At 36.1% G+C, this 18721-nt stretch carries 10 protein-coding genes; all 10 read left to right on the top strand.

The genetic code is table 11. The features are described from left to right. Positions 1 to 31: 31 nt before the first annotated feature. The 10 genes from BOW55_RS04635 (at position 32) to BOW55_RS04590 (ending at position 18641) form a co-directional block, all read left to right on the top strand. Positions 32 to 1741, top strand: a complete 1710-nt coding sequence (locus tag BOW55_RS04635) for a polysaccharide lyase (RefSeq protein ID WP_129023175.1) — start codon at positions 32 to 34, stop codon at positions 1739 to 1741. A 189-nt stretch (positions 1742 to 1930) separates the two neighbouring features. Next, positions 1931 to 2620 (top strand): DUF3826 domain-containing protein, encoded by a 690-nt coding sequence (locus BOW55_RS04630; RefSeq protein ID WP_129023174.1) that lies wholly within the window; start codon positions 1931 to 1933, stop codon positions 2618 to 2620. 54 nt (positions 2621 to 2674) lie between these two features. Beyond that, a complete protein-coding gene (locus tag BOW55_RS04625; protein WP_129023173.1) occupies positions 2675 to 4381 on the top strand; it encodes a thrombospondin type 3 repeat-containing protein in 1707 nt (568 codons plus the stop codon). 243 nt (positions 4382 to 4624) lie between these two features. Continuing rightward, positions 4625 to 7726: a DUF6298 domain-containing protein gene (locus BOW55_RS04620; RefSeq protein WP_241686472.1), complete on the top strand. Its 3102-nt coding sequence runs from the start codon at positions 4625 to 4627 to the stop codon at positions 7724 to 7726. A gap of 316 nt (positions 7727 to 8042) precedes the next feature. Beyond that, on the top strand, positions 8043 to 9446 hold the full coding sequence (locus BOW55_RS04615; RefSeq protein ID WP_129023172.1) for a glycoside hydrolase family 140 protein: 1404 nt from the start codon (positions 8043 to 8045) through the stop codon (positions 9444 to 9446). Between the two features lie 196 nt (positions 9447 to 9642). Next, complete coding sequence (locus tag BOW55_RS04610) at positions 9643 to 11211, top strand: glycoside hydrolase family 28 protein (RefSeq protein WP_129023171.1); 1569 nt, start codon at positions 9643 to 9645, stop codon at positions 11209 to 11211. A gap of 79 nt (positions 11212 to 11290) precedes the next feature. Further along, entirely contained in the window at positions 11291 to 12208 is a 918-nt protein-coding gene (locus BOW55_RS04605) for a glycoside hydrolase family 43 protein (protein ID WP_129023170.1), read from the top strand. Positions 12209 to 12284: 76 nt separating this feature from the next. After that, positions 12285 to 14147 carry a six-hairpin glycosidase gene (locus BOW55_RS04600; protein WP_129023169.1) on the top strand — a complete coding sequence of 621 codons (1863 nt, stop codon included), beginning with the start codon at positions 12285 to 12287 and terminating at the stop codon, positions 14145 to 14147. 145 nt (positions 14148 to 14292) lie between these two features. Continuing rightward, complete coding sequence (locus tag BOW55_RS04595) at positions 14293 to 17073, top strand: glycoside hydrolase family 78 protein (RefSeq protein ID WP_129023168.1); 2781 nt, start codon at positions 14293 to 14295, stop codon at positions 17071 to 17073. 149 nt (positions 17074 to 17222) lie between these two features. Next, on the top strand, positions 17223 to 18641 hold the full coding sequence (locus tag BOW55_RS04590; protein WP_129023167.1) for an acetylxylan esterase: 1419 nt from the start codon (positions 17223 to 17225) through the stop codon (positions 18639 to 18641). Positions 18642 to 18721 lie beyond the last annotated feature (80 nt).

Genomic DNA, 18721 nt, shown 5'->3' with positions numbered 1-18721 from the left:
TTAAAAAGAATTACCATAATTAAAAAATAACATGAAAAATTCCGCATTATTTATCACAGCTCTGCTTTTTTTGGGAAGTGCAAAATGTTTTGCTCAATATCCAAAGATAAGTCCGGAAGTTCAAGCGCAGGAAAAAGCAATTAAAGAAGAAGCCCAAAAACTTTCTGATGAAGCTTGGGAAAAAGCTTTAGTTATTATTGAAGAAGAAGCAAAACATGGAAAACCTTATATTCCGTGGGCAGCAAGACCTACAGATTTACCTCAGGCAGAAATTCCTGCTTTCCCAGGTGCTGAAGGAGGTGGAATGTTTACTTTCGGTGGTCGCGGCGGAAACGTTTATACGGTAACAAGTCTAGAAGACCGCGGGCCTGGAACATTGCGTGAAGCGTGCGAAAAAGGAGGAGCAAGAATAGTGGTATTTAATGTTGCTGGAATTATCAGATTAAAAAGTCCTTTAATTATTCGTGCGCCTTACATTACAATTGCAGGACAAACAGCTCCTGGAGATGGTATTTGTATTGCAGGAGAATCAACTTGGATCGATACGCATGATGTAATTATCAGACATGTACGTTTCCGTCGTGGAGAAACTTTCGTAGGACGTCGTGATGATGCTATCGGAGGAAATCCTGTTGGAAATATTATGATCGATCACGTTTCTGCAACTTGGGGATTAGACGAAAATATGTCAATCTACAGACATATGTACAATCCAGGACCAGGTTATCCAGATATTAAAGTTGGAACAGTAAATATTACAATCCAAAACAGTTTATTCGGAGAAGCATTAGATACTTACAACCACGCTTTCGGAAGTACTTTAGGTGGGGAAAACTGTTCTTTTATGAGAAATATGTGGGCGAATAATGCTGGAAGAAACCCTTCTATCGGTTGGAACGGAATTTTCAATTTCGTAAATAACGTAGTTTTCAACTGGTACAATAGATCTACAGATGGCGGCGATTACACAGCAAACTATAACATCATCAACAATTTTTACAAACCAGGACCTGTAACTGATTTAACACAGCCAATCAGTTATAGAATTTTAAAACCAGAATCTGGAAGAAGCAAATTACCATACATGGTTTTTGGTAGAGCTTACGTAAACGGAAACGTTGTTAACGGTAACGATAAAGTGACTAAAGACAACTGGGATGGAGGAATTCAGTTAGAAAATAAAAAAGGAGAGTTAATGGCGTATGATGAAGCAAAAGAGTATTTCGCTAAAATGAAAACAGATAAACCTTTCCCAATGCCATGGTTCAACAAATTCATGACTGCAGAAGAGTCTTATGAATTTGTACTTAAAAATGTTGGAGCAACTTTGCCAATTAGAGATAAAGTTGACGAAAGAATCGTAAGAACAGTAAAAACTGGAGTTCCAGAATATGCAAAAGGATTAGAGAAAAAAGAATTCTACCAATTCGAACACAGACGTTTACCGATGGATTCTTATAAAAAAGGAATTATTACAGATATTTCTCAAGTAGGAGGATATCCAGAATACAAAGGAAAACCTTATGTAGACACTGACAAAGACGGTATGCCAGATGCATGGGAGAAAAAATACGGTTTAAATCCAAACGATCCATCTGATGCAAAAGGAGATTTAAACGGAGATGGTTACTCTAATATTGAAGATTACATAAATGGTGTAAACCCTGCAATAAAAGTAAACTGGAAAGATTTAGCTAATAACAAAGAAACTTTAGTTAGACCTTTATTAGATTTAAAATAAGAAAAACAGAAAGAATTATTGAACACACAGAAACATAGATTTAAAGCTTTATTAAAAGAATAAAAAGAGAAATACATTTCTTTCACATAGCTTACTCTGTGTATTTAGAATAAGTGAAACGTCTTTAGACGTTATAAAAAACTATGTTTCTATGTGTTTAAAATAATTATGCTAAAAAGGAAAAAAATCATGGCACTAAATAAAATAAATGCTGGTTTATTATCGCTGGTTTTTGCATTTTCAACTTTAAATGCGCAACAACATTTGGATCCTGAATATGTAAAAGTTACTAACGAAAGAGCTGCAAAAATCGTTACCAAATTAGATTTAAAAAACGAAGCAAAAGAAAAAGCAGTTTCAAATATCATTGCTCAGCAATTTAGAGATTTAACTGAAATCCAAGACGGAAGAGATGCTGAAATCAAAAAAGTAAAAGAAGATACTTCTTTAGCTAAAGAAAAGCAAAACGAGAAAATTGATAAACTGAAAGCAAAAGCAGACGAATCAATTGCAAAATTGCATAAATCTTACATTAAAAAATTAAGTAAAGAATTATCAGAAGATAAAATCACCGAAGTTAAAGACGGAATGACTTATGGCGTACTTCCTATTACTGTGGCAGGTTACAACGATATGTTGCCAAATTTAACAACAGAGCAAAAAGACTACATCTACAAAGCTTTAGTTGAAGCCAGAGAACATGCAATGGACGGTGGTTCATCTAAAGAAAAACACGGCTGGTTTGGTAAATACAAAGGAAGAATCAATAACTATTTATCAAAACAAGGTTACGATTTAAACAAAGAAAGTGCTGATTGGCATAAACGTGTTGAAGAAAGGGAGAAGAATAAAGTAAAAGATTCTACTTCGAAAGAATAATTTTCTGTTTAAAACTTGCACCAAAAACTATTAACTACAACCACATACAATTCAATGCAAAATTTTTTCCCAAACCACAATTTAAAAAGAACATTTATGGCATTGTCATTTTGTTCTCTAGTGTCATCGGCATATGCCCAATATCCCGTGATTCCAAAACCTGTTCAAGAAAAAGCTGATGCTCTTTTAGCTGATGAAGAAAAAAGACTGAACGAAATTTGGAATGCCAATTACCACATTATAAAAGAAGAAGCAAAACAAGGAAAACCTTATTTACCTTGGGCTTCATACCCAAAAGATTTTGTAGTGGCAGATATTCCTGCTTTCCCGGGAGCTGAAGGCGGCGGAGCTTATACACAAGGTGGTCGTGGCGGAAAAATATTTGTTGTAACAAGCCTAGAAGACAGCGGAAAAGGAACTTTTCGTGAAGCTTGTGAAGCAGTTGGAGCAAGAACAATCGTTTTTAATGTTTCGGGAATTATCCAATTGAAATCAAGAATCAGCATGCGTGCACCATACGTTACAATTGCTGGACAAACTGCTCCGGGTGATGGAATTTGTATTGCAGGAGAAACTTTAGAAATTGACACACACGATGTTATAATCAGACACATGCGTTTTAGACGTGGTGCAACAGAAGTTACAAGAAGAGATGATGCCTTGGGCGGAAATGTAATTGGAAACACCATAATTGACCACTGTTCTGTAAGTTGGGGATTAGATGAAAATATTTCTTTATACAGACATCAATTTGCACCTAACGCAAAGTCAAAATTGGAGAAATTGCCTGCTTGTAATATCACGATTCAGAACACTATTTCATCAGAAGGTTTAGATACTTATAATCATGCTTTCGGAAGTACAATTGGCGGATTAAATAGTACGTTTATGCGTAATTTATGGGCAGATAATATTTCTCGAAATGCTTCTATCGGAATGCATGGCGATTTTAATTTTGTCAATAACGTAGTATTTAATTGGTGGAATCGTACTCTTGATGGAGGAGATTATCGTTCGATGTTGAACATCATCAACAACTATTTTAAACCAGGCCCAGTAACGCCGGCAAATGAACCTATTGCGTATAGAATAGTAAAACCTGAATCAGGATATATTGAACCAAAACAATATGGAAGAGCTTATGTTTCAGGAAACTTTATTGTAGGTTCTCCAGAAGTAACAGCTGATAACTGGAATGGCGGAGTACAATTGGAAAGTCTTCCTGAAGCTGAAACTAAAGAGTTTTTAGCCGCAATCAAACAGCCAAAACCGTTTTCAATGCCTGCATTTAAAATTATGAAAGCAGAAGAAGCATACGAATATGTTTTGACCAATGTTGGAGCAACAATTCCGAAAAGAGATGCTGTTGACGAAAGAATCCTGAAACAAGTTAGAACAGGAAAAATCGAAGTAAAAGATGGTTTAGAAAACAATATAGGAAAAGAGTTTATCAAAAGAAGATTACCTGCTGATTCATACAAAAAAGGAATTATTACACATCCTGATCAAGTTGGAGGATATCCAACATATAAAGGAAAAGCCTATAAAGATTCAGATAATGACGGAATTCCTGATGCTTGGGAGAAGAAATTTGGTTTAAATCCAAATGATGCTTCAGATGCCAATAAAGATGCAAACGGAGACGGATATACAAACATCGAAAAATATTTTAACGGTATCGATCCAAACAGTAAAATTGATTGGACGAAAATTGAAAATAATACTGATACTTTGGCTAGATTGAAATCATTGTTGCAATAGCAAATATTGGGAAGACCTAACTGGTTTTAAAAACCTGTTAGGTCTCTTAAATGTAATATATTAATCTAGTTTGTCATTCCGAGGAACGAAGAATCACACTAGAAACTCCACAAGAGTGCGTAAATCTCGCGTGAGATTTCTCCTTCGTCGAAATGACAAGATTGTGGAAAAAGACAAACCTAAAAATTATATGAGCTTATATTACTTATATGGTTTAATTTTAAAGTCTAAAAAAATAATAAGGTGAATTTTATCCAGTTAAAAAATACAATCTCTCTTCAAAAAGATAAAATAGTTTTATCTGGTTTGGCGATGCTTTTTAGTATAAACATCACAGCCCAAAACACTTTCCCGGATATCATTAAAACCAAAGAAGGAAAACTTTCTTTCACAACAGATAATCAAGGAAATCAAATCCCAGATTTTTCTTTTGCAGGATATAAAAACGCTGAAGTTGCCATTCCAAATCTGGAAAACAAGATTTTTGTTTCCAACCAAGAAGAAGATGCAACTCAAAAAATCCAAAATGCGATTGATTATGTAAGTTCATTAAAGCCAGACAAATCGGGTTTTAGAGGAGCAGTTTTGTTAGACAAAGGAACTTTCAAAATCAGCGGAACAGTATACATCAGAAAATCTGGAGTAGTTTTAAGAGGAAGTGGCAATTCGGAAAACGGAACAATACTTTTAGGAACTGGATTAGAAAGAGAAGCTTTAATTAGAATTTTAGGTGTAAACGATAAAGTGTATAAAGATTCATTTGAATTTGCAAACGCTTATACACCACTTGGAACTCAGAAAATCCAATTAAAAAACACTTCAAAATTAAAAGTGGGAGACGAAATCGAAATCAGCAAACCTTTAACGGATAACTTTATTAAAGAAGTAAACATGCAGGATTTCGGTGGAGAAACTTCCTGGATTGGATGGAAAAAAGGCGACTGGATTACAACATGGAATAGAGTTGTAAACAAAATAAACGGAAACGAAGTAACCATCAACGCTCCAATTACAATGTCTTTGGATGATGTTTTCGGAACTTCAAAAGTCACTGTATATTCTTGGCAAGGAAGAATTGAAAATAACGGAATTGAAAATATCTTAATAAAATCAACTTTTAATCCTTCAAATTTAAAAGACGAAGAACACCGTTGGCAGGCAATCAGTATTGAAAATACCAGAAATGCTTGGGTAAAACAAGTTAATTTCAAACACTTTGCAGGAGGAGCTGTTACGATTTTAAAAACAAGTCAGCAAATTACGGTTGAAGATTGTATTGCCACAGAACCAATTTCTGAAATCGCTTCATTTAGAAGACATACTTTTTATACCGAAGGTCAGCAGACTTTATTTCAGCGTTGTTATTCAGAATTTGGATATCATGATTTTGCCGTTGGCGGATTCGGGACAACAGGTCCAAATGCTTTCGTTCAATGCGAATCACATTTACCATTCGAAAACAGCGGTGCAATCGGAAGCTGGGCAACAGGAGTTTTATTCGATATTGCCAATATCGACGGAAAAGCGTTAAGTTATAATAACCGAGAACAAGGAGGAAGAGGCGCAGGATGGACAGCAGCCAATTCTGTAATATGGGAATCGTCGGCATCAAAAGTAGAATGTTATAGTCCGCCAACAGCACAAAACTGGGCTTTTGGAGTTTGGGGACAATTTGGAGGCAACGGACACTGGAAAGACGTAAACGGCCACATTAATCCAAGAAGTTTATTTTATACGCAATTAGAAGCTAGATTAGGAAAACTTCCAGTGCAGCCATTTATCTACGATTTAGGTTCAGAACCTTCTTCAAGCCCAACAATTGAAGTGGCAGAAGAACTGACTAAAAACTCGGCAACAACAGCAAAAAGTTTGCAGGAATGGATTGAAGAAGCTTCAAAAGCAAATCCAATAAATACAGACAGTAAAGGTTTAAAAAATGCAAATGATTTAAAAGTTGCTTCAAATAAAACAGAAAAATCTACTTCAAAAGTAACAACAGAAAATGGGTGGTTAACTTTTGAAGGAAAAGTAATTGCTGGAAAACAAACCAATGTAGCATGGTGGAGAGGCGATTTAACCGATGATTTCGTAAATAAATCGACACCACATTTAACACGTTTTGTTCCAGGAAGAACAGGAAACGGATTGACTGATAAAGTGCAGGAAACAGTTGATTATTTAACTAAAAACAATATTGTTGCCTTAGAACACAATTACGGATTATGGTATGATAGAAGAATGGATGATCACGAACGCGTACGCAGAATTGATGATGATGTTTGGCCTCCGTTTTACGAACAACCTTTTGCCAGAAGCGGAAAAGATTTTGCTTGGGATCACTTGAGTAAATATGATTTAACAAAATTCAACGATTGGTATTGGAACCGTTTAGCGCAGTTTGCAACATTAGCAGAACCAAAGGGACAAATGTTGATCAATCAGCAATATTTTCAGCACAATATTTTAGAAGCGGGAGCACACTGGGCAAGTTCACCTTGGCGTTCTGCAAACAACATAAACAGCACAGGTTTTCCGGAACCACCGCCTTATGCAGGAGACAAACGCATTTTCATGGCGGAGCAGTTTTACGATATTACGAATGCTCAAAGAAGAAAATTACACGAAGGGTTTATTAGAAAATCATTTGAAAACTTTCAGGAAAACAGCAATGTAATTCAGTTAACAAGTGCCGAATATACAGGTCCGTTACATTTTATGGAATTCTGGTTAGACCAAGCCCAAAAATGGAAAGACCAAACAGGTAAAAAAGGCTTAATTGGTTTAAGTGCCACAAAAGATGTTCAGGATGCTATTTTAAATGACGCCAAAAGAGTAAAAACCGTTGATGTAATCGATATTCGTTATTGGTATTACAAAGAAGACGGTTCAGCTTATGCACCGCAGGGAGGCGTAAATTTAGCACCAAGACAACACGCCAGAAAACTAAAAACCGGAAAAGAAACCGACAATCAGGTATATCGCGCCGTTCGTGAATACCGAGAAAAATATCCTGAAAAAGTAATTTTATATTCAACAGACGGTTCGTCAAGATTCGGATGGCCAGCATTAATGGCTGGAGCTTCATTGCCAAATATTCCGAAAATCGAACTGCCTCAGTTTTATGCCGCTTTAAGCGAAATGAAATTAGTTGACGGAAATACGTTTTCAGACAATCTTTGGAAGTTAGAAAACAAAGGAAAAAGTTATCTTTTTTACTTGAAAAACGATCAGGATATCACAATCGATTTATCAAACGAAAAAGGAACATTTGAAGTATTTGCAATCAATGCAACGACAGGAAATACAACAAAAAAACAAACATCAGCGGAGGAAAACAAATGGTAATCCCACAAGCTGAAATAAAAGAAAAAGTGCTTTTTGTAGTGAAAAAGTAAAAGAAGGGTTAGCCACGAATTGCACGAATTAGCAAGAATTTAATTTTGAATTAAATCTGCTCAATCTGAAAGATCTGCGAGAGTAAATTTTTCACGCAGATTTTAAAAAGATAAAAGCAGATTCAACAGATTTTTTAAATTTTGATCTGCGAAAATCTGCCAAGATCTGCGTGAAACAATAAACACAAGCAGAATAGAAATTAGTGAAAATTAGCGCAATTCGTGGCAAACAAACTTAAAAAACATAAATTCAAAAACAAACCAAAATGAATCTGAAAATTAAATCTTTATACGCTCTTAGTATAGGCTTTCTGTTAACAGCACAAAGCGGATTTTCGCAATCTGCCAAAACAAAAGCATCTCTACCTGAAATCAAAGTATCTAAAAATCAGCATTATTTTGTTACCGAAAACGAAAAACCATTTTTCTGGTTGGGCGACACAGGCTGGCTGGCATTCGGTAAATTGGATAGAGCTGGAATTGATCAATATTTTAAAGACAGAAAAGCAAAAGGATTCAACGTTGTTCAGGTGATGGTTTTGCATAATATAAATGCCGTTAACGTTTATGGCGATGCCGCTTTAATTAATGAGGATGTTTCAAAACCTTTAACAACAGCTGGAAACAACTTTAATAATAAGCAAGAATACGATTATTGGGATCACGTAGATTACACTTTAGACGTAGCTCAGAAAAACGGAATTTACTTGGCAATGGTTCCAGTATGGGGAACAAACGTTTCGAAAGGAAATAAAGTAAGCAAAGAACAAGCAATTGTTTATGCTAAATTCTTAGCTGATAGGTACAAAAATAGAACCAACATAATTTGGTTAAACGGAGGTGATACTCATGGAAATGAGTTTATGGATATTTGGAATGCCATCGGAAATACTTTAAAAACGAATAATCCAAACCAATTAGTGACTTTTCACCCTTTCGGAAGAACTGATTCTTCAGAGAATTATCATAACGAAAAATGGTTAGATTTTAATATGTTCCAATCGGGACACAGAAGATATGATCAAGATTCAGTAAAAACAAATTTCAAAGAAGACAATTACAAATTTGTTTTAAGAGATTTCGAATTAAAACCAACCAAGCCAACGCTTGACGGAGAACCTTCTTATGAAGGAATTCCACATGGTTTACATGATACTTTGCAACCAAAATGGAAAGACAGCGACGTACGCCGTTACGGATATTGGTCGGTTTTATCAGGTGCAGCAGGTTACACATACGGACACAACGCTGTAATGCAAATGTTCAGAAAAGGCGATAACCAAGCGTACGGAAACAAAGAATTATGGACATCAGCCATCAATGCTCCTGGAGCAAAACAAATGGTTTTTATTAAGAAATTAATGGAAGAAGTGCCATTTTTAGAAGGAGTTCCAGATGTTTCTTTAGTGGCCAATCAAGGAGAAAAGTACGATTATATTCCAGCTATAAGAGGAGAAAAATACGCTTTACTTTACACATATAATGGAAGAATAATAGAAGTAAAACTAGGAAAAATTGCTGGCGATAAATTCGAAGCGACTTGGTACAATCCAAGAAATGGCAAGAAAACAAAAATCGGAACATTTGATAACAAAGGAACTCAGAATTTTCAACCAGCTGGTAAAAAAGAAGATGGTAATGACTGGGTTTTGATTTTGAAGTCAAAGTAAGATAAGAGTTTAGAAACCTGACAGGTTTTTAAAACCTGTCAGGTTTAATCAAAATAGCCACAATCTTGTCATTTCGACTGAAAGGAGAAATCACATAAGAAACTCGACAAAGATTGACGAATTACTTTACGGAATTCTAGTGAGATTCCTCGTTCCTCGGAATGACAAAAGGTACGATTATCCAAAAAATACAACTATGAAAAACATACTGATAATACTCTGCTTCATAACCGGATTAAACACCACTTTCGCACAAGACGGCTGGCTTAACATCCTAAAAGAAGGCGGAAACAACAAAGGAATAAAATGTACACAAGCCATTCAGAATGCTATCGAAAAAGCATCTAAAAATGGCGGAGGAACCATCTTTTTTCCTGCTGGAGAATACTTAACAGGAGCTTTAACACTAAAAAGCAACATCACGATTCACTTAGATTCTGGAGCACTTTTAAAGTTTTCAGAGAACTTCGATGATTTTCTGCCTTACGTAGAAATGCGTTACGAAGGAATTGTAATGAAAAGTTTCCAACCTTTATTTTACGCCAAAGATGTTGAAAATATCACCATAACAGGAAGAGGAATAATCGACGGACAAGGAAAAGCATGGTGGAATGAAGTTTACAGAATCGAAACTGCCAAAGAACCATTGCCTCCAACAAAATACCAAACGATGTGGGAAGAGCAAAATAAAGGACTTTACACAGAACCGTATTATAAAAGAACAGTTGATAAAAAGTTTTTCAGACCATCTTTTTTCCAAGCTTACAATTGCAAAAATATTTTAATTGAAGGCGTAACTTTTAAAAACTCGCCTTTCTGGACAATCAACCCGGAATTCTGTGATAATGTAAACGTTACCGGAATCTCGATTTTCAATCCGCATTCGCCAAATACAGATGGAATCAATCCTTCTTCTTGTACCAATGTTCACATTTCAAACTGCCATATCAGCGTTGGAGACGATTGTATCACGATTAAATCAGGAAGAGACGGCGACGGACGTAAATACGGAAAAGCTACAGAAAATGTAACCATCACAAACTGCACCATGTTAAGCGGTCACGGCGGAGTGGTTATCGGAAGCGAAATGTCTGGCGGAATCAAAAAGATCACGATATCCAACTGTGTTTTCGATGGAACAGATCGCGGAATCCGTATCAAATCGGCTCGCGGAAGAGGGGGAGTGGTAGAAGATATTCGTGTCGATAATATTGTCATGAAAAACATCAAAGAAGAAGCCATCGTGTTGAGCCTTTTTTATGATAAAGGAACACAAGTTGAACCTGTAACCGAAAAAACGCCAATTTTCAGAAACATTCACATGAGCAATATTACGGCTTCAAACGTAAACAAAGCCGGACAAATTCTGGGAATTACCGAAATGCCGATTCAAAACATCACTTTCTCCAACATCAATATGGACGGAAAAGAAGGTTTTACGGTAAGTACAGCATCAGATGTTGAATTTCATGATGTAAAAGTAAACGCAACTGTAGGTTCGTCGTTCAAAATATCAGATTCAAAAAATGTGATTTTAGACAACGTTGGATCTTCAACAGCCATAAAAGGAGTTCCGGTTATTAAATTAGATAATGTTTCGAATGCTTTGATCAACAATAATTTTCCATTCAATCCAACCGATATTTTTATCGAAGCTGATGGGAAAGACACTAAAAATGTTTTCCTGAAAAACAATGTGTTTAACAATGTAACAACAGCGATAAAAAAAGGAAAAGATTTAAATAAAAAAGCAATTACAGAATAGATTATAATAACACAGATTTCACGAATTTACACCAATTTAATTTGTGATAATTCGTGAAATTAGTGTTCAATTTTATATCATGAAAAAAATATTCATTTTAGTAACCCTTTCCCTTTTTGCGATTAGTTATTCGCAGAAAAAGAAAGATCTATATCTTTTTACGTCGTTTAGGGAACCGGCAACAGAAGGTTTGTATTTGGCGTATAGCGAAGACGGATACAATTGGAAAGGATTAGAAGGCTCATTTTTAAAACCCGAAATTGGAGCCAGTAAAATCATGCGCGACCCGTCAATCACAAAAGGAGCAGATGGAACGTATCACATGGTTTGGACAACCGATTGGAAAGGCGGAAACGGTTTTGGTTACGCCAGTTCAAAAGACCTGATTCATTGGTCAGAACAGCAATATATTCCTGTCATGAAAAATGAGCCAGAAGTGGTAAATGTTTGGGCTCCGGAAATTTTTTATGATGATGTAAAAAAAGAATACATCATTATCTGGGCATCTACAATTCCGTTCCGATTTGAAAAAGGAGTGGAAGAAGAGAAAAACAACCACAGAATGTATTATGTAACGACTAAGGATTTCAAAACGTTTTCAGATACAAAATTATATTACGATCCAGGTTTCAGCGTAATCGATTGCGTAATCGTCAAAAAAGGAAAGAAAGATTATGTTTTGGTTTTGAAAGACAATACAAGACCCATGCGAAATATAAAAGTAGCTTTCGGGAAATCGCCTTTAGGTCCGTTTCAAAAAAGTTCAGAGCCTTTAACCGAGTATTTATCAGAAGGTCCAACAGTAGTGAAAGTCGATAAAAACTGGCTGTTGTATTATGACAATTACGGTTCAAAAAATTATAAAGCGTTAAGCACAACAGATTTTGTTCATTTTGAAGATGTATCCTCCAAAATAAGCCTTCCCGAAGGACACAAACACGGAACGATTACAACAATCTCTGATGATGTTTTAAAAGGATTAATTGATAGAAAATAAAGAGTTTATTCTCAACGTAAACCCGACAGGTTTTTAAAACCTGTCGGGTTTAATTAGGAGTTAAAAAATAAATAAAATGATTGCTTTCCAAAACATAAAAACCAACATCATCACAGCCACAATTATTTTGGCTTGTACCGCTGTAAATGCACAAAACGATACTGTTCGTTATGTTGGAAAAACACTTTCGAACATCGATTACCATCACGGACAGTTGAGTCCAGCAGTTGGAGTTCACGCTACACAAATCATGCGTGCAAGCCGTGAACATCCCGAAAAAGCAGATGGTTTTGGATGGACATACAATCACCAGCCGATGATGGCGTATTGGAACAATACCTTTTATCTGCATTATTTAAGCGATCCTTCGGGCGAACATATTCCGCCAAGCCAGACTTTATTAATGACTTCTAAAGACGGCGTAACGTGGACAAAACCTGAAGTGATTTTCCCTATTTATAGAATTCCAGACGGATGGAAGAAAGAAGGAGTTGAAGGCGTTGCCAAAAATCTGGATGCGATTATGCACCAGAGAATGGGTTTTTATACGTCTAAAGACAACCGACTTTTTGCGTTAGCGTATTACGGAATTGCGATGGATGAAAAAGACGATCCAAACGACGGAAAAGGAATTGGACGTGTCATCCGTGAAATCAAGAAAGACGGAAGTTTTGGCGAAATCTATTTCATCAGATACAATAAAACTTGGGATAAATCGAAATCAAAATTCCCATTTTATACCGCATCAAAAGACAAAGGTTTGAAAAAAGCCTGTGAAGAAATTTTATCAGAACCTTTAGTTTTACAGCAATGGGTTGAAGAAGCCGATCGTGACGACGAATTGATTCCGTTACAGAAACCATACAAAGCGTTTAGTTATTACCATTTACCAAACGGAAATGTAGTGGGTTTATGGAAACATGCTTTAACATCTATCAGTAGAGACGGAGGAAAATCTTGGGATTATATGCCGTTAAGAGCGCCGGGATTTGTAAACAGTAATGCTAAAATCTGGGGACAAAAAACGTCAGACAATCGTTATGCGACACTTTATAACCCGTCAGAATATCGTTGGCCTTTGGCGATTTCTACAAGTGATGATGGATTGAATTATAAAGATTTATTATTAGTTCACGGAGAAGTAAGTCCGATGCGTTATGGTGGAAACTACAAATCGGCTGGCCCGCAATACGTTCGTGGAATCACAGAGAAAAACGGAACTCCGCCAGACGGAAAAATCTGGGTGGGTTACAGTATGAACAAAGAAGATATTTGGGTGGCATCGATTCCAGTTCCCGTTACTTCGATAGTAACAGAAAATGTGAATGACGTTTTCAATAATCTTCCAGACGGGCAAGAACTAAAATTATGGAATACCTATGATCTTTCTTGGGCGTCAACCAAAATAGAAAAGAAAGCCGATGGTAAAAAATGGTTAACGTTAAGAGATCAGGATTATTTTGATTACTCTCGTGCTGAAAGAGTAATTCCTTTTGCGTCAAAAATGGAAGCCGTTTTCACAGTAAAACCAGAGCAAAACAATCACGGTTTATTACAGATTGAATTCCAAAACAAACAAGGTTTGCCATCGGTAAGATTGATTTTTGATTCGGATGGAGAATTAAAGGTCAAAAATGGTGCGCGTTTGAGTTCGGTTACAAAATACGAAGCAAACAAATCGTATACAATCACAGTTAAATTAGATGCTAAAAACCGTCAGTACACTATAAAAGTAAACGATGGAAAAGAATCAACAAAGATATTTTATGCGCCAACAGATGGTTTTGAGCGAATCATGTTCCGAACAGGAGAGCAGAGACATTCACCAGATCCGGATACAGCGCCAGACATAGACGATTACGACGACCTGCCTCAAACCGGAAAATTAATACCAGAAGCAGTATTCAATATCGAATCGTTGATTACTAAAAAGTTATAAAATTATGGAACGCGGATGAAACTGATTCGCTATCGCGAAAACGCAGATTGGCACGAATTTTATATTTTTAAAGAGAAAAAATCCGTTTTATCTGCGTCTTTACGAAGTAAATCAGTTTCATCAGTGTTCAATTTTAAAAGTTAGAATGAAGAATTTCAAAAACATATTATTAGGATTTAGCTTTTTAATTACTTTCATTTCAAATGGACAAATTCTGCCTGTACGTTTAACAACAGAAATGGCTGAAAATCCATTAGCAGTGGTTCAGAATCAGCCGAGATTGAGCTGGCAGTTGGTTTCAAAAGAATCTGATGCATCACAAATAGCTTATCTTATTTTAGTGGCTTCTTCTGCAGAAAAACTAGACAATGATGATGGAGATATTTGGAATTCGGGAAGAGTAAATACCGATAAAAACCTGCATATCGTTTATAACGGAAAACCATTAAAAAATGAAACCAAATATTTCTGGAAGGTTAAAGTTTGGAACCAATCAGGAAAAATTTCAAAATGGAGTAGAACCGCTTCGTTCAGAACGGCGCCGCTGGAATCAGATTTAAATCCGACTTGGATTGGTGCGATTACCAAAGCCGATAGTCATTTGCCGGAAGGCAGAAACTACCATACCGCCACTTTCAACAGAGAAAAAAAGAACTCGTTTATCAATGCTTCTGATTCTTTGGCACGCAGAAGTATCATGCTTCGTAAACCTTTCGAAATAAAAAAAGAAATCAAAGAAGCCGTTATTTATATTTCAGGTTTGGGACATTACGAATTAACCATCAACGGAAAAAAAGTGGGTAACAGCCAATTTGCGCCTTTGTGGACAGATTATGATAAAACCGTTAATTACAATGTTTACGAATTAAGCACAAAAGAATTTCAAAAAGGCGATAACGTAATTGGTGTTTTGTTAGGAAACGGAATGTACAACACATTGGCAGAAAGATATACGAAATTTTTTGTGAGTTTTGGCCCGCCGACTTTATTCTTTAAAATGAAAATCAAGTATAATGACGGTTCAGAAGAAATTATAAAATCTGATGGAAGCTGGAAATACAGCAAAAGTCCGATTACGTATAACAGTATTTTTGGAGGAGAAGATTACAATGCCAATTTAGAGCAGAAAGATTGGAATCGTAAAGGTTTCAAAGATAGAGATTGGAAAAAAGTAGTCATTCAGGAAGTACCAAAAGGAGTTTTAAGACCTCAGACAGCGCCACCGATTACGATTCAGAAACAATACGAAGTTAAAACCGTAAAAGAACTGAAACCAAATTTCTATGTTTTTGATATGGGACAGAATCTTTCAGGATTTCCGACTATCAAAGTAAAAGGAAAAAGAGGACAGTCGATTCGTGTTTGGGTTGCTGAAGGCTTAAATGAAGAAGGAACAATTGCGCAAGGAAGATCTGGAAAACCGTATTACTACGATTACACTTTAAAAGGCGATGGATTTGAAGAATGGACGCCAAAATTTAGTTTCTACGGTTATCAATATGTTCAAATTGAAAACATTAATTACAAAGAAGATAAAAATAAAGATCTTCCAACTTTGGTTGATTTAAAATCGAATTTCATTTACAATTCGGCTGGAGAAGCAGGAAGTTTTTCATGTTCGAACGACATTTTCAACAAAACACACGAATTGATAAACAATTCAATCAAAAGTAATTTTCAAAGTGTTTTTACGGATTGTCCGCAACGTGAAAAGTTAGGCTGGCTCGAAGAAATTCAATTGAATGGTCCAGGTTTGATGTTCAATTATAATCTTCAGACTTTCCTTCCTGCAACGATGCAGAATATTTCTGATTCACAAAGAGAGAATGGTTTAATTCCGACAATTGTTCCAGAATATGTAATCTTTGGAGGCGATTTTACCGATTCTCCAGAATGGGGAGTTACAGGCGTAATTCTGCCTTGGATGTATTATGAATATTACGGTGATGCTTCATTATTAGAAAAATATTATCCGATAATGAAAAAGTACGTCGATTATTTAGGAACGAAAGCGACAAACAACATCGTTTCGCACGGATTAGGCGATTGGTACGATTACGGAACACATCCTGCGGGATATTCTAAAAATAGTCCGATTGCGCTTTCTGCCACTTCTCATTATTATTATGGAGCATATTTAACGGCGAAAGCATCAAAATTGCTAGGAAAAACCGAAGATTTTGAGAAATACAATACGTTGGCTTCAGAAATTAAAACAGCTTTCAATAAGGAGTTTTTCAATGAAGAAACCAAACAATACGGAACAAGTAGTCAGTTTAGCAATGCCGTTCCGATATTTATGGATATTGTGGAGCCTCAGTATAAAGAAGATGTAATGCAGAATTTACTAGCTGATATCAAAGAAAAAGGAGATCGTTTGACAACGGGAGATGTTGGAAATCGTTACTTATTTCAGGCTTTGGCAAGAAATGGCGAAAACGAAACTATGTACAGAATGCACAATCATTACGATGCGCCGGGTTACGGTTTTCAGATTAAATTTGGCTTGACCACTTTAACGGAACAATGGGATCCGAGAAAAGGAAATTCGTGGAATCACTTTATGTTAGGGCAAATCGAAGAATGGTTTTACCAAAGTTTAGCCGGAATTATGTCCGATCCTGATAAACCGGGTTTCAAACATTTCTTTATTCAGCCGGAAGTGGTGGGCGACATGACTTTCGCAAAAGCGGACTATCAATCGGTTTACGGAAAAATTGCTTCTTCTTGGGAAAAGAAAGGCGGCAAATTTATTCTGACAGTTCAGATTCCTGTGAATACAACAGCGACAGTAAAATTACCAGTTGCTAAAAATTCAGAAATAAAAATTGATAATAAAAAGGTTAGAGCAGGTTATAATGAAAAAGATAAAAAGCCATTTTTAGAATTAGGATCTGGAATTTATATAATAGAATGCACAATATAATGGAACGCGGATGAGACGGATTCGCTATCGCGAAAACGCTGATTGACACGGATTTTTTTATTTGTTTTAGGAAAAGAAAATCCGTTTTTATCCGCGTCTTTACGAAGTAAATCTGTTTCATCAGCGCACCAACACACAACAATATTAAAATGAAAAATTTAAAATACATCTTCCTAGTTTCTATTTTTGCTTTGACATTTGTCAATGCGCAAAGTACTTCTGATACTAATTTTAGAAAACCGGTTTCAGAAACTTTAAAGAAAATAGAAACTACTTTTAACGTAACCATCAACGACGACAGAGGATTACTGAAAGGAAAAGAACTGGATTATGCCGATTGGAGAATTGAATCAGGAAATCTGCCGCTTTCGCTGACCAATATTTTAGCGCCGTTTGAATTAATGTATTTTAAACAACCCGATGGAACCTACATCATACGCAAGTATGAAAACCATAAAGTTTCGGTAGATAAAGGAAAAGAGCGTTTGTTTTATTTAGAAAGCCTTTATTCGACCAAAGAACAATGGGAAAAACGCAAAGCAGAGTTAAAAGCTTGTATGATCACTTCGTTTGGTCTGGACAAAGCGCCGCCAATGCCAAAATCAAAACCTATTTTAACTCCAAAAAGAATTTATAAAGATTATAGCGTCGAAAATATTGCTTTAGAAGTTTTGCCAGGCGTTTATGCCACAGGATCGATTTACAAACCGTATCCGTTGAATAAGAAGTCAGCTGTAATTATCACACCAGATGGGCATTTTGGAGACGGTAGATACAGAAAAGACGAACAGTACCGTTGTGCTATGATGGCAAAAATGGGCGCCATTGTAGTCGGTTACGATTTATTTGCCTGGGGAGAATCGTTACTACAATTTCCAGAAGAAACACACAGAAACAGCATCGCATCGACAGTCCAGTTGTTGACAGGAATCCGTTTATTGGATTATTTAGCAACCGTAAAAAATGCTGATATATCAAGAGTTGGTGTAACGGGAGGTTCTGGTGGGGGATCACACACGATGTTTTTAGCTGCAATTGATGATCGTGTAAAAGTTTCGGCTCCGGTTGTAATGGTTTCCTCTCACTTTTCAGGCGGTTGTCCATGCGAAAGCGGACGTGGAATTCACTTATGCGGAAATGGAACCAATAATGCGGAAATCTCAGCTATGATGGCTCCAAAACCACAATTGATTGTTTCTGACGGAAAAGACTGGACGCTTGCAGTTCCCGAAATGGAATTCCCTTTTATCCAAAGAACGTATGAATTGTACGGAAAGAAAGATTTAGTCGAAAATGCTCATTTTGCAAAAGAAGGCCACGATTTCGGAATTTCAAAACGTATGGCTTTGTATCCGTTTATGGCCAAATATTTAAACTTAGATTTGAATAAAGTGAAGAACGATAAAGGCGAAATTGACGAATCGACTTGCGTAATTGAGTCAAAAGAAAAACTGCTGGTTTTTGGAGATAAAGGAGAAAAACTACCAAAAAACGCATTGAAAGACATCAACAAATTATATGAAATGTTCGGAGAAAAAAATCTGAAAGTTTACGAGGTTAAAAAATAGATTTATAGCCACGAATTTCACGAATTTACACGAATTATTTTTTTTTTGCCACAGATTAAAGGATTTCCACTGATTAGAAA

It is taken from the genome of Flavobacterium sp. YO12, assembly GCF_004119495.1.
Lineage (GTDB): Bacteria > Bacteroidota > Bacteroidia > Flavobacteriales > Flavobacteriaceae > Flavobacterium.
The sequence above is the reverse complement of the archived record's forward strand: the minus strand, read 5'-3'. Positions and strand labels throughout refer to the sequence as shown.